General features: G+C 69.7%; 12 protein-coding genes. 8 read left to right on the top strand and 4 right to left on the bottom strand.

Translation table 11 applies throughout. The features are described 5' to 3' along the window. Positions 1-41 precede the first annotated feature (41 nt). Positions 42-803, top strand: a complete 762-nt coding sequence (locus tag M2283_RS09290; protein ID WP_280876240.1) for a MerR family transcriptional regulator — start codon at positions 42-44, stop codon at positions 801-803. A 28-nt stretch (positions 804-831) separates the two neighbouring features. Here the strand turns inward: M2283_RS09290 and M2283_RS09285 are convergent, their stop codons facing one another. After that, positions 832-1197: a YbjQ family protein gene (locus tag M2283_RS09285; RefSeq protein ID WP_280875651.1), complete on the bottom strand. Its 366-nt coding sequence runs from the start codon at positions 1195-1197 to the stop codon at positions 832-834. A gap of 142 nt (positions 1198-1339) precedes the next feature. Here M2283_RS09285 and M2283_RS09280 point away from each other — a divergent pair, with 142 nt between their 5' ends. Next, positions 1340-2260 carry a DedA family protein gene (locus M2283_RS09280; RefSeq protein ID WP_280875650.1) on the top strand — a complete coding sequence of 307 codons (921 nt, stop codon included), beginning with the start codon at positions 1340-1342 and terminating at the stop codon, positions 2258-2260. Positions 2261-2280: 20 nt separating this feature from the next. Here the strand turns inward: M2283_RS09280 and M2283_RS09275 are convergent, their stop codons facing one another. Further along, the gene (locus M2283_RS09275; RefSeq protein WP_280875649.1) at positions 2281-3912 is read right to left on the bottom strand and encodes a threonine/serine ThrE exporter family protein; all 1632 of its coding nucleotides are present in this window, start codon (positions 3910-3912) and stop codon (positions 2281-2283) included. Positions 3913-4021: 109 nt separating this feature from the next. Next, positions 4022-4513 carry an inorganic diphosphatase gene (locus M2283_RS09270; RefSeq protein WP_280875648.1) on the bottom strand — a complete coding sequence of 164 codons (492 nt, stop codon included), beginning with the start codon at positions 4511-4513 and terminating at the stop codon, positions 4022-4024. Between the two features lie 79 nt (positions 4514-4592). On the opposite strand from M2283_RS09270, the gene dacB reads away from it, so the two are divergent. From dacB to folE, 6 genes are all read left to right on the top strand, one after another. Next, on the top strand, positions 4593-6230 hold the full coding sequence (gene dacB / locus M2283_RS09265) for a D-alanyl-D-alanine carboxypeptidase/D-alanyl-D-alanine endopeptidase (protein ID WP_280875647.1): 1638 nt from the start codon (positions 4593-4595) through the stop codon (positions 6228-6230). Between the two features lie 99 nt (positions 6231-6329). Further along, a complete protein-coding gene (locus tag M2283_RS09260; protein WP_280875646.1) occupies positions 6330-7454 on the top strand; it encodes a zinc-dependent metalloprotease in 1125 nt (374 codons plus the stop codon). A 193-nt stretch (positions 7455-7647) separates the two neighbouring features. Beyond that, positions 7648-8670, top strand: a complete 1023-nt coding sequence (gene tilS, locus M2283_RS09255; protein ID WP_280875645.1) for a tRNA lysidine(34) synthetase TilS — start codon at positions 7648-7650, stop codon at positions 8668-8670. A 112-nt stretch (positions 8671-8782) separates the two neighbouring features. Then, on the top strand, positions 8783-9322 hold the full coding sequence (gene hpt / locus M2283_RS09250) for a hypoxanthine phosphoribosyltransferase (RefSeq protein WP_280876239.1): 540 nt from the start codon (positions 8783-8785) through the stop codon (positions 9320-9322). A 207-nt stretch (positions 9323-9529) separates the two neighbouring features. Then, positions 9530-11569, top strand: coding sequence for an ATP-dependent zinc metalloprotease FtsH (ftsH, locus tag M2283_RS09245; RefSeq protein WP_280875644.1), 2040 nt, complete (start codon positions 9530-9532; stop codon positions 11567-11569). Positions 11570-11708: 139 nt separating this feature from the next. Further along, positions 11709-12314, top strand: a complete 606-nt coding sequence (gene folE / locus M2283_RS09240) for a GTP cyclohydrolase I FolE (RefSeq protein WP_280875643.1) — start codon at positions 11709-11711, stop codon at positions 12312-12314. Positions 12315-12350: 36 nt separating this feature from the next. Here folE and M2283_RS09235 read toward each other — a convergent pair whose 3' ends face one another. Further along, on the bottom strand, positions 12351-12836 hold the full coding sequence (locus tag M2283_RS09235) for a DUF3180 domain-containing protein (RefSeq protein WP_280875642.1): 486 nt from the start codon (positions 12834-12836) through the stop codon (positions 12351-12353). Positions 12837-12844: the final 8 nt, after the last annotated feature.

Raw genomic sequence — 12844 nt, 5'->3', positions numbered from 1 at the left:
GGACCCATCGTGGAGTGCGTACCGAGAAGGGAGCGGACGAGGTGAGCTACTCCGTAGGACAGGTGGCGGGCTTCGGCGGCGTCACGGTGCGCACCCTGCACCACTACGACGCCATCGGCCTGCTCGCCCCGAGCGAGCGCAGCCACGCGGGCCACCGGCGCTACAGCGACGCCGACCTCGACCGGCTGCAGCGGATCCTGTTCTACCGGGAGCTCGGCTTCCCGCTCGACGAGGTCGCGGCCCTGCTCGACGACCCGGACGCGGACCCGCGCGCGCACTTGCGCCGGCAGCACGAGCTGCTGACCGCCCGGATCGAGAAGCTGCAGAAGATGGCCGAGGCCGTGGAGCACGCCATGGAGGCACGCAGAATGGGCATCAACCTCACGCCCGAGGAACGGTTCGAGGTCTTCGGGGACAAGGACCCCGACCAGTACGCCGAGGAGGCGGAAGCACGCTGGGGCGGCACCGAGGCCTACGCGGAGTCGCAGCGCCGGGCCGCCCGCTACACCAAGGACGACTGGAAACGCATGCAGGCCGAGGTCGACGCCTGGGGCGAGCGCTACGCCGCCCTGGTGACCGCCGGCGAACCCGCCACCGGTGAGGCCGCCATGGACCTCGCCGAGGAACACCGGCGGCACATCACCACATGGTTCTACGACTGCCCGTACGAGATGCACGTCTCCCTCGCCGGGATGTACGTCTCCGACGAGCGCTTCAAGGCGTTCTACGACTCCATGGGGCCGGGTCTGGCCGAGCACCTCAGGGACGCGATCACGGCGAACGCGGCCCGGCACACCTCCTAGTGACCTGGCCCGGGCGGGCAGCTCCCGGCTACTCCCGGGCCAGGATCACCGCCGTCCCGTACGCGCACACCTCCGTACCGAGGTCCGCCGCCTCGGTCACGTCGAAGCGGAACGCCAGCACTCCGTTGGCGCCACGCGCGCGTGCCTGTTCCATGAGCCGCTCCATGGACTGGTTGCGGGTCTGCACGAGCGTCTTGGTAAGCCCTTTGAGCTCGCCGCCGATCATCGACTTCAGCCCGGCCCCGATCTGGCTGCCGAGATGCCGTGAGCGCACGGTCAGCCCGAAGACCTCGCCGAGGACTTCCTGGACCCGGTAGCCGGGTACGTCGTTCGTCGTCACGACCAGCACGTCGGGCTCGGAGCCCTGACCGCCGCCGTATTCATCGATGCCCATAACCTCACAGCTTTGCCCCAGTGGGCGCACAGTGCATCCTGGAATCACCGGTGGAACCTGGGGCGGACACATTGCGTTGATAGCTTTGGGCGCCCGCAGCAGGACGCCGTATCTCCCTCCACCCCTCAGGAGCACCGGAACCGTGACGACGATCGCCCTCGGCCCGAGCTGGCTCGATCCGAACCAACTGCTCGACACGTTCGGCATCTGGGGCCTGCTCCTGATCGTCTTCGCGGAGTCGGGCCTGCTCATCGGGTTCTTCCTGCCGGGCGACTCGCTGCTCTTCACGGCCGGCCTGCTGATCACGTCGAACCAGCTGGACTTCCCCCTGTGGGCGGCCATCGCCCTGATCTGCGTCGCCGCGATCCTCGGCGACCAGGCGGGCTACATGTTCGGCAAGAAGGTCGGCCCCTCGCTCTTCAGCCGCCCCGACTCCCGTCTCTTCAAGCAGGAGAACGTGGTCAAGGCGCACGAGTTCTTCGAGAAGTACGGCCCCAAGTCGCTGGTCCTGGCCCGCTTCGTGCCCATCGTGCGCACCTTCACGCCGATCATCGCCGGCGTCAGCGGCATGAAGTACCGCTCGTTCGTGACCTTCAACGTGATCGGCGGCGTGCTGTGGGGCGCCGGCGTCACCCTGCTCGGCTCCTGGCTCGGCAAGATCGACGTCGTCAAGAACAACATCGAGGCGATGCTCATCCTGATCGTCCTCATCTCGGTGGTCCCGATCGTCATCGAGTTCATGCGGGCCCGGTCCAAGGCGAGGAAGAACCCCGCGCAGGCCGTCCCGGCGGAGCAGCAGCCCTACGTGCCGGACGACGCGACGACCCAGCTGCGCCGCATCCCCTCGGCCGACCAGCCCTACCAGCAGCCCCAGCCCCAGCAGCAGCCGCACACCCCGCCCCAGGACTACGGCTACGCACCGCAGCACCCGCAGCAGCAGTACCCCCAGCAGACGTATCCGCAGCAGCCCTACCCGCCCCAGCAGCAGTACGGCGGTCGGCCCAACGAGCAGTACCCGTACGGCAATCAGGACCAGGGCCAGGGACAGAACCAGGGCTACTAGGGCCGGACGGGCGAGAGGGGCTAGAAGCCCCTCGTGCGCTTGGCGGCCCGGCGCTTCTCGGGGGACCCGATCCGCAGGAACATCCGGGAGATCTCCGAGCCGAGGTTGACCCCGATGGCGATGGCCATGGCCAGTGACGCGGCCGTGGCCAGGGACACCAGCCCCTTGTCCACGTGGTTCTGGGCGATGGACAGCAGCCCGAAGTAGGTGGCCGAGCCGGGCAGCAGGGGCCCGATCGCCGCCGTCGTGTACGGCAGCGCCGAGGCGAACCGGTAGCGCGCCAGCAGCTGCCCGAACAGGCCCACCAGGCCCGCCGCCACCGCCGTGGACGCGACCGGCGACAGCTCGCCGGGGTAGCGCAGCGCGCCGTACACCGACCACGCGACCCCGCCGTTGAGGGTCACCCACAGCACGGTGGACCGTTCCTGCTGGAGCAGCACCGCGAAGGTCAGCGACAGCAGCATCGACGCGGCGATCTGCCAGTAGGGCCGTTCGGCGATCTCCAGGGCCGCGTCCGGGTTGAGCTTGGCGCCCAGGTTGACGCCGAAGTACAGGACGACCAGCACCCCGGCGACGATCCCCACGAAGAGGTACATCACTTCAAGAAGCCGCGCCGAGGCGGTGATGTAGAAGCCGGTCAGCCCGTCCTGCACGCCCGCCACCAGCGCCCGTCCCGGCAGCAGCGCGAACAGCCCACCGGTGATGACGGCGGACGCCTTCACGTCCACTTGGGCCACCGTCAGCGCGACGCCTATGGCCGCCGGAGGCATCGCGGCGACCGTGAACTGGTAGAACTCCGGCAGCCCGCGCCCCGCGCACAGCCACGCCAGCCGGTCGCCGAGCATCGCGCCCAGCGCCGCCGCCACGAACACGAGCACGTCACCGCCGACCAGCACCGAGGCGGCCCCGGCGAGCAGGCCGCTGGCCGCGGTCAGCGTCCAGGTGGTGTACGGGTGCCGGTTGCGGCGCATCTCCGCCAGGCGCCGGTAGGCGTCCTCCAGGGAGATCTCGGTCTCCGGGTCGCTGAGGTCGTCCACCAGCCGGAACACGGCCGCGAGCCGGGTGTAGTCGGTGACCCGGCGGCGTACCGTGCGCGAGGCCGTCACCGGGTCGTCCACCAGGGACGGCTGGTACGAGATCGACAGCAGCGTGAAGGTGACGTTCGGCTCGCAGCGGTCGAGGCCGTAGGACCGGCAGACCGCGAACATCGCGGCCTCCACGTCCTCGGCGCCCTCACCGCCCGCGAGCAGCAACTCGCCGATACGCAGGGTCAGGTCGAGCACGCGCGGGACGGCCGGGCCGCTGTCGTCCGCCTTCTGGGCCGGCTCCGGCGCGGGCCGCTCGGTCACCGGCAGCCGCAGGATCGTGCGCATGCGGTCCTGCCAGGGCGCGTCCTTGGTCAGGCTGACCACGGGGATGCCGGTGGCCGGGGTGAACGCGGGCGGGGCGTCCTTGGCGCTGTAGGTGCGCGGGTTGTTGAACGCCGAGCCCTCCGCCTCGGGCGCGGGCGCGTGCGTCACGTCGAGCCCGGCCGGTACGGAGAACTCCGACGTGGTCTCCGACTCGCCGTCCGCCACCTCGACACCGGCCGGCGGCGTGAACGCCATCCTGGCCTCGTCCGACTGCGGCTTGCGGTCCTCCGCGTGCGTCACGTGCGTAACACTCCCTGTACGACACCTCCTGTGGCCCTCAGTATGCGCACAGGCACACGAAAGGGCCGCACGCGCACGCGTACGGCCCGATCACGGGACTTGCCGGGGGTCAGTGACCGCCGGAGTCCTTGAAGCGCTTGTAGGACCGCTCGATCTCGATCTCGGCGTCCACGCGGCCCACCCAGTCGGCGCCCTCGACGGACTTGCCGGGCTCCAGGTCCTTGTAGACCTCGAAGAAGTGCTGGATCTCCAGGCGGTCGAACTCGGAGACGTGGTGGATGTCCCGCAGGTGCTCCACGCGCGGGTCCGTCGCCGGTACGCACAGCAGCTTGTCGTCGCCGCCGGCCTCGTCGGTCATCCGGAACATGCCGATCGCGCGGCACTTGATGAGGCAGCCCGGGAAGGTCGGCTCGTCCAGGATGACGAGCGCGTCCAACGGGTCGCCGTCCTCGCCGAGGGTGTTCTCGACGAATCCGTAGTCGGTCGGGTAGGCGGTCGAGGTGAAGAGTCGACGGTCCAGGCGGATCCGACCGGTCTCGTGGTCCACCTCGTACTTGTTCCGCGAACCCTTCGGGATCTCGATCGTGACGTCGAACTCCACCGGTGACTCCTCCATGATCAACACATAGTTCTGGTGGTTAAGTGTCCCTCACGCACGAGTGTGATCGCGAAAGGGGCTGGTGTTCGTGCCTGAGCTGAGGCCGTGGCGGGCCGCGAGACCGCATGTGGTGCGGGCCGCGAACGCCGTACGACCAGGTCTGGCACGGGCCGTGGGCGCCGTACAACCACATCTCCAGCGAGCCGCGGGCGCCGTGCGACCGCAGCTCGCGCGAGCCGTGGCCGCTGCGAAACCGCAGCTCGCGCGGATCACGAGGCCGAAGCCCGGCGGGCTGCGGCGCTACACCGCCGGCGCCGCCGGCGCCGGTGTGGCACTGGCCGTCCTGGTGGTCGTCACCGCAGGTCCCTGGGACTCCACCGGTCAGCGTACGGCCGAGCGGGACCGGGCAGCCGCCCTGAACGGCACGGGTGGCGCAGATCACGGTGGTCATTCCGGTGCATCAGGTACGGCCGGTCAGGCGCCGGAGCCCGCCCCGAGCGCCGAGTCCGTCCTGGCCGGACTCGGCGGCGCCGCGAACACCGTGAAGTCGGACCCGACCGGGAAGGCGCTCGCCGACGTCCTGGGGCCCCTGCTGGACGATCCTGCGCTCGGTGCCCGGCGCACCGCCGCGGTCGTCGACCTGACCGACGGCAAGCGCCTGTACGGGACCGGCGCCGACGACGCCCTCACGCCCGCGTCCACCACCAAGATCGCCACCGCGGTCGCCGCGCTCTCGGCCATGGGCGCCGACCACCGCCTCACCACCCGCACCGCCCTGGAGCCCGACACCGGCGAACTCGTCCTGGTCGGCGGCGGCGACCCCACGCTGACCGCCCACAAGGACGCCGAGGGCTGGGCGAGCCTGCGCACCCTGGCCGACCGGACGGCGACCGCCCTGAAGAAGCGCGGCATCCACGAGGTCACGCTCTCCTACGACACCACCCTGTTCGCCGGTTCCGAACTTCACCCCATCGGGGTCGACGGCAACCTCGCCCTCGTCACCTCCCTGATGGCCGACGAGGCCCGCCCGGACGACTCGACGAGCGGTCCCGTCACCCGGGACACGGACCCGGCGGCGGACGCGGCCCGCACGTTCGGCGCCCTCCTGGCGGACCAGGGCATCAGGACGACATCTCCCGGTCCCTCCAAGGCGACGTCCCGCGCGAAGGCCCTCGCCGCCGTCTCCTCGCCGCCGCTGTCGTCGATCGTCGAGCGGATGCTGACCAACAGCGACAACGACATCGCGGAGGCCCTGGCCCGCCAGACGGCCGTGGCGAGCGGCAAGCGCGCCGACTTCGACGGCGGCGCCGCGGCGATCGCGAGCGTCCTGAAGAAGCTCGGACTCCCGCTCAAGGGCGCCCGGTTCAACGACGGCAGCGGCCTCGACCGCGACGACCGCCTCACCGCCGACCTCCTGACCGCCCTCCTCGTCAAGGCCGGCGACCCCGCCCACCCCGAACTCCGCGCCGTCCTCACCGGCCTCCCCGTGGCCGGCTTCACCGGCACCCTCACCACCCGGTACACCGACGGCGCCGCAGGAGTCGTACGAGCCAAAACAGGCACCCTCACAGGCGTCAACACCCTGGCAGGCACGGTCGTCGACCAGGACGGCCACCTCTTGGCTTTCGCCTTCCTCGCCTCCAACACCACCAGCGCCATTGCGGCCCAATCAGCCCTGGACCGCACGGCAACGGCACTGGCGGCATGCGGTTGCCATTGACGTCGTGATCGCTCTTGCCGCGGCTGTGCCCAGACCGACCTGAAGCTCACCAACCCCCACGGCCTGCCCCAAGTGGGAACGCTCACGTACCGTTGACGCATGACGAGCATCGGTGGTGCAGAGATGGTCGACTGGAATCTCGCGGTGGCGACCGCGACGCGGCTCGCGCGACCGGGCCCAGAGGTGAGCCGCGACGAGGCCCGGGATGTCGTCTCGGAGTTGCGCCGGCACGCGAAGGCCTCCGAGGAACACGTCCGCGGCTTCACCCGGATGGGCACGGAGGACATCCACGACACCCCCATCCTCGTCGTCGACCGCCCGGGCTGGGTCCGGGCGAACGTCGCCGGCTTCCGGGAGATCCTCAAGCCCCTCCTCGACAAGATGCAGGAACGGCGCGGCAACACCCCCGGCGGCGCGGTCCTCGGCGCCGTCGGCGGCAAGGTCACCGGCGTCGAACTGGGCATGCTGCTGTCCTTCATGTCCTCCCGCGTGCTGGGCCAGTACGAGACCTTCGCCCCGGCCACCCGCGAACTCCCGGCCGGCGAGCACGGCGGCGGCCGACTGCTCCTGGTCGCCCCGAACATCGTCCACGTGGAGCGCGAACTCGACGTACAGCCCCACGACTTCCGCCTCTGGGTCTGCCTGCACGAGGAGACGCACCGCACGCAGTTCAGCGCGGTGCCCTGGCTGCGCGACCACCTGGAGGGCGAGATCCAGTCGTTCCTGGGGGAGACCGACGTCGACCCCATGACGGTCCTGGAGCGCATCCGGGAAGCCGCCCAGTCGCTCGCGGGCGGACGCCCCGAGGCCGAGGAGGACGACGGCGGTCGGTCCTTCGTGGAGATCGTGCAGACCCCGGCCCAGCGGGAGATCCTCGCCCGCCTCACCGCCGTGATGTCCCTCCTGGAGGGCCACGCCGACTTCGTGATGGACGGCGTCGGACCGGCCGTTGTGCCGTCGGTCGCCGAGATCCGCGAGAAGTTCCAGCAGCGCCGCGCCAAGGGCGCCTCCCGACTGGACATGGCCCTGCGCAAACTGCTCGGCCTGGACGCCAAGCTCAGGCAGTACCGGGACGGCGAGCGCTTCGTACGGGCCGTCGTCGAGGAGGTCGGCATGGACGGCTTCAACCGCGTGTGGACCTCCCCGAACACCCTGCCGACGAAGACGGAGATCGCCAAACCGGCGGACTGGGTCGCGCGGGTGCACCGCAAGAACGAGTCGTGAACGTCGTAGAAGGGTCGTGAGACCAATCCGGCCGGCGGCAGGCGAACGCCCCTTCAATCACCCGTCCGAGGGACCGTGAGCAGTGGGTAGGCGTGCAATGCTCGGGGAACGGCCCGGTTCTGTCACCATCTACACACTCTGAGTGACCGAACACGGGCTCACTCCCCCGAAAACTTCATGAAGGGAACCGGACATGGGTCCCCATCCTGCGGTCGCGGCGATACGCCTGGCGGTCCGCCGCGCCCTCCACGACATCCTCAACGACCACCAGGCCTCCGGGCCCACCTCGCACGAGCGCCCGCCGTCCCCGCTCGTGCTCGTCGCATGCTCCGGCGGCGCCGACTCCATGGCCCTCGCCTCCGCCCTCGCCTTCGAGGCCCCCAAGCTCGGCATCCGCGCCGGCGGGGTCACCGTCGACCACGGCCTGCAGGACGGATCCGATCTGCGCGCCGACGAAGTCGTCCTGCGCCTGCGCGAACTGGGCCTCGACCCGGCCGAGTCCGTCGCCGTCACCGTCGGACGCGAGGGCGGCCCGGAAGCCGCCGCCCGCGACGCCCGCTACGCCGCCCTGGACGCCTGCGCCGCCCGCCACGGCGCCACCGCCGTCCTCCTCGGCCACACCCGCGACGACCAGGCCGAAACCGTCCTGCTCGGCCTCGCCCGCGGCTCCGGCACCCGCTCCCTGTCCGGAATGGCCGCGGTCTCGGGGGCCGACGGCCGTTACCGGCGCCCCTTCCTCCAGCTCGACCGGCAGACCGCCCGCAAGGCCTGCATGGTCCAGTCCCTGCCCGTCTGGGACGACCCGCACAACGCCGACCCGGCGTACACGAGGTCCCGGCTGCGCCACGAGGGCCTGCCCGCCCTGGAGAAGGCCCTGGGCAAAGGAGTCGTCGAGGCGCTCGCCCGTACGGCCCAGCTCTCCCGCGACGACGCCGACGCCCTCGACGCCTGGGCAAGCCAGGCCGAGAACGTCGTACGCGACGCCACGGGCCTCCTGGAGTGCGCCAAGCTCTACGCCCTGCCGCCCGCCGTACGCCGCCGCATCCTGCGCCGGGCCGCCATCGAGGCCGGCGCGCCCGCCGGTTCGCTGTTCGCCCGTCACATCGAGGAACTCGACCGGCTGATCACCGGCTGGCGCGGCCAGGGAGCCATCAATCTCCCGGGCAAGGTCGTCGCCCAGCGCCAGGGTGGCAGACTGGTGATTCGGCAAGGCTGAATCTCACCTCCCCCGGGGGCTCCCCGAACTCGCAGAGTTCGCCGGGTTCTCCCCGGGGAGGCATCGAGCGGCCGGTAGGACGACCGAAAGTGATGCGGTGGACGCGAACGACATGGGTGCCGACCTCGAGAAGGTACTCATCACCAAAGAAGAGATCGACGCCAAACTGGTCGAACTGGCCGCGAAGATCGACGCGGAGTACGCGGGCAAGGATCTGCTCATCGTCGGCGTCCTCAAGGGCGCGGTGATGGTCATGGCCGATCTCGCCCGGGCGCTGTCCACCCCCGTCACCATGGACTGGATGGCCGTGTCGTCGTACGGCGCGGGCACCCAGTCCTCCGGTGTGGTGCGGATCCTCAAGGACCTCGACACCGACATCAAGGGCAAGCACGTCCTGATCGTCGAGGACATCATCGACTCCGGCCTGACCCTGTCCTGGCTGCTGTCGAACCTCGGCTCGCGCGAGCCGGAGTCCCTCAAGGTGTGCACCCTGCTGCGCAAGCCCGACGCCGCCAAGGTCGCCATCGAGGTCGAATGGGTCGGCTTCGACATCCCGAACGAGTTCGTCGTCGGCTACGGCCTCGACTACGCCGAGAAGTACCGCAATCTCCCGTTCGTCGGTACGCTCGCGCCCCACGTCTACGGCGGCTGACACAGCGCCCGACGCGGCGGCTGAGCCGTACGGGCCAGTCCTGTAGGACGATCGGGAACCCCGGCGGGTTTCGCGCCGTTGGAGCATGCAGACGGGTTCGTCAGACCTCCCGTGCAGTTGCGGGCGGCAATGCTGGGGTACCGTCAGAAGAACTGTCTTATCAAACTCACTATGGCAGGAGGGACGGGGCGACACCGCTCCGTATGGATGGACGTGAAGCGATACTTCCGTGGGCCGGTCATGTGGATCGTGCTGGCCGTCCTTGCCGTGGTCGTGTTGATGCAGGTCGTCGGCTCGTCCGGCGGCTACAAGACGGTGGACACCGGCCAGGTCGTCCAGGCGATCAATGACAACAAGGTCGAACAAGCCAAGCTGACCACCGGCGACGAGCAGATCATCAAGGTCCAGCTCAAGGACGGCGAAAAGGTCGACGGCAGCTCGAAGATCCAGGCGAGCTACATCGGCGACCAGGGCGTGAACCTCGCCAACACACTGCAGACCAAGTACCAGGACAAGCAGATTCCGGACGGCTACACCGTTTCGCCGTCCAAGCAGAACCCCTTCCTCGGGATCCTGCTCTCCCTGCTCCCCTTCGTCCTCATCGTGGTCGTCTTCCTGTTCCTGATGAATCAGATGCAGGGTGGCGGCTCCAGGGTCATGAACTTCGGCAAGTCCAAGGCGAAGCTCATCACCAAGGACACCCCGAAGACGACCTTCTCGGACGTCGCGGGCTGTGACGAGGCCGTCGAGGAGCTCCAGGAGATCAAGGAGTTCCTGCAGGAGCCGGCGAAGTTCCAGGCCGTCGGCGCCAAGATTCCCAAGGGCGTACTCCTCTACGGTCGTCCCGGCACCGGCAAGACGCTGCTCGCGCGTGCCGTCGCCGGCGAGGCCGGAGTGCCCTTCTACTCGATCTCGGGTTCCGACTTCGTCGAGATGTTCGTCGGCGTCGGTGCCTCCCGGGTCCGTGACCTCTTCGAGCAGGCCAAGGCGAACGCTCCGGCGATCGTCTTCGTCGACGAGATCGACGCGGTCGGCCGCCATCGCGGCGCCGGCCTCGGCGGTGGTCACGACGAGCGCGAGCAGACGCTGAACCAGCTGCTCGTGGAGATGGACGGCTTCGACGTCAAGGGCGGTGTGATTCTCATCGCCGCGACGAACCGGCCCGACATCCTCGACCCGGCGCTGCTGCGCCCCGGTCGCTTCGACCGCCAGATCGCGGTCGACCCGCCGGACATGCTGGGCCGTCTGGAGATCCTCAAGGTCCACCAGAAGGGCAAGCCGGTCGCCCCGGACGTCGACCTCTCGGCCGTCGCCCGTCGTACGCCCGGCTTCACCGGCGCGGACCTGAGCAACGTCCTCAACGAGGCCGCGCTGCTCACCGCCCGCGGCGACAAGAAGCTGATCGACAACGGCGCACTGGACGAGGCGATCGACCGTGTGGTGGCGGGCCCGCAGAAGCGGACCCGGATCATGTCGGACAAGGAGAAGAAGATCACCGCGTACCACGAGGGCGGACACGCCCTGGTCGCGGCGGCTTCCCCCAACTCCGACCCGGTCCACAAGATCACGATCCTGTCGCGCGGACGGGCCCTCGGTTACACGATGGTCCTGCCGGACGAGGACAAGTACTCCACGACCCGCAACGAGATGCTGGACCAGCTTGCTTACATGCTGGGCGGCCGTGCGGCCGAGGAGCTCGTCTTCCACGACCCGACCACCGGCGCCGCGAACGACATCGAGAAGGCCACGGCCACCGCCCGCGCGATGGTCACCCAGTACGGCATGACCGAGCGACTGGGTGCCATCAAGTTCGGCGGCGACAACACCGAGCCCTTCCTCGGACGTGAGATGGGTCACCAGCGCGACTACTCGGAAGAGGTCGCCGCCCTGGTGGACGAGGAGGTCAAGAAGCTCATCGAGAACGCGCACAACGAGGCCTGGGAGATCCTGGTCGAGAACCGCGACGTCCTCGACAACCTCGTCCTGCAGCTGCTTGAGCGGGAGACGCTGGGCAAGGAGGAGATCGCAGAGGTCTTCGCCACCATCGTCAAGCGTCCGCCGCGGGCCGCCTGGACGGGCTCCTCCCGCCGTACGCCGTCCACCCGTCCGCCGGTGCTCTCCCCCAAGGAGCTCGCACTGACGAACGGCGCCAACGGCTCGACGCCGGCGATCACCACCGCCAAGGCGACGGCCACGGAGCACGCCCCGGTCACCGAGACGGCCCCGGAGGATCGCCCCGAGAGCTGACCAGGCTCCCGGCGGCCCCACCGGCCCGGAATGGATGCCGTGCCCCCCAGGTTCTAGCCTGGGGGGCACGGCATTTTTCGCATGTCCGTACAGAGGCGCGTAACCCACACGCGTGACCCGCACAGGAACGAGGCACAGGATGACCGACCCCGTGACGCTGGACGGCGAGGGCACGATCGGCGAGTTCGACGAGAAGCGCGCCGCAGACGCCGTCCGCGAACTCCTGATCGCGGTCGGCGAGGACCCGGACCGGGAGGGGCTCAAGGAGACGCCGGGGCGGGTGGCGCGGGCCTACCGGGAGATCTTCGCGGGGCTGTGGCAGCGGCCGGAGGACGTGCTGACGACGACGTTCGACCTGGGGCACGACGAGATGGTCCTGGTGAAGGACATCGAGGTGCTGAGCAGCTGCGAGCACCATCTGGTGCCGTTCGTCGGGGTCGCCCACGTGGGGTACATCCCGTCCGTCGACGGGAAGATCACGGGTCTGTCGAAGCTGGCCCGGCTGGTGGACGTCTTCGCTCGCCGGCCGCAGGTGCAGGAACGACTCACCACGCAGGTCGCCGACTCGCTGATGAAGATCCTGGAACCGCGCGGGGTGATCGTCGTCGTCGAGTGCGAGCACATGTGCATGTCGATGCGGGGGGTCCGCAAGCCCGGGGCCAAGACCATAACGTCGGCGGTGCGCGGGCAGCTGCGTGACCCCGCGACCCGCAACGAGGCCATGAGCCTGATCATGGCGAAGTAGGCGTACGAAGGCACGCGGTGGACGGCAGGCCGTCCGTCAGGCCGTCGACGTGGCCCCGTTGTTGTGTTCGTCGTCCTCCGGGAGCTTGCAGATGCGTTCCAGGAAGATGGCTGCCGCTATGACCGCGATGCCGGCGAGGACCGAGAAGCCGGCGTAGAAGGCCTGGTCGCGGCGGGCGGGGGTGTCGAGGAGCTCCAGCAGGAAGGCGCCCGTGCCGCCGTACATGCCGGAGACCAGGGCGGCCACGAGGGCGCTGGCCTGGCCGAAGACGACCGCGCGGGCCGCCATCAGGGGGTCGACGCCCTTGGCCTCGGGGCGGCGCTCGCGCTGGGCCTTGAGGCGGCCGCGGATCGAGAGCGCCGTCGCCATCAGGACGACGGCGATCAGGGCCAGGACGATGGGGGCGGCCAGGGGGACGCTGGGCAGGGTCCCGATCGAGTTCCAGAGGCGGGCGCCCGCCCAGGACAGGATGCCTGCGACAACGAACACGCCGACCAGCAACCTGATGCGCAGCTCTCTCACTGTGTCCC

The sequence above is a fragment of the Streptomyces pseudovenezuelae genome (assembly GCF_029892565.1).
In the GTDB taxonomy this organism is placed as follows: domain Bacteria; phylum Actinomycetota; class Actinomycetes; order Streptomycetales; family Streptomycetaceae; genus Streptomyces; species Streptomyces pseudovenezuelae_A.
Note: the sequence above shows the minus strand (reverse complement) of the source record. Positions and strands in the feature narration are given on the sequence as shown.

Coding starts and splice junctions, on each gene's coding strand:
- ftsH (WP_280875644.1), top strand. CDS start 9,530: ATGGACGTGAAGCGATACTTCCGTGGGCCGGTCATGTGGATCGTGCTG.
- M2283_RS09260 (WP_280875646.1), top strand. CDS start 6,330: ATGACGAGCATCGGTGGTGCAGAGATGGTCGACTGGAATCTCGCGGTG.
- tilS (WP_280875645.1), top strand. CDS start 7,648: ATGGGTCCCCATCCTGCGGTCGCGGCGATACGCCTGGCGGTCCGCCGC.
- M2283_RS09285 (WP_280875651.1), bottom strand. CDS start 1,197: ATGGGCATCGATGAATACGGCGGCGGTCAGGGCTCCGAGCCCGACGTG.
- folE (WP_280875643.1), top strand. CDS start 11,709: ATGACCGACCCCGTGACGCTGGACGGCGAGGGCACGATCGGCGAGTTC.
- hpt (WP_280876239.1), top strand. CDS start 8,783: ATGGGTGCCGACCTCGAGAAGGTACTCATCACCAAAGAAGAGATCGAC.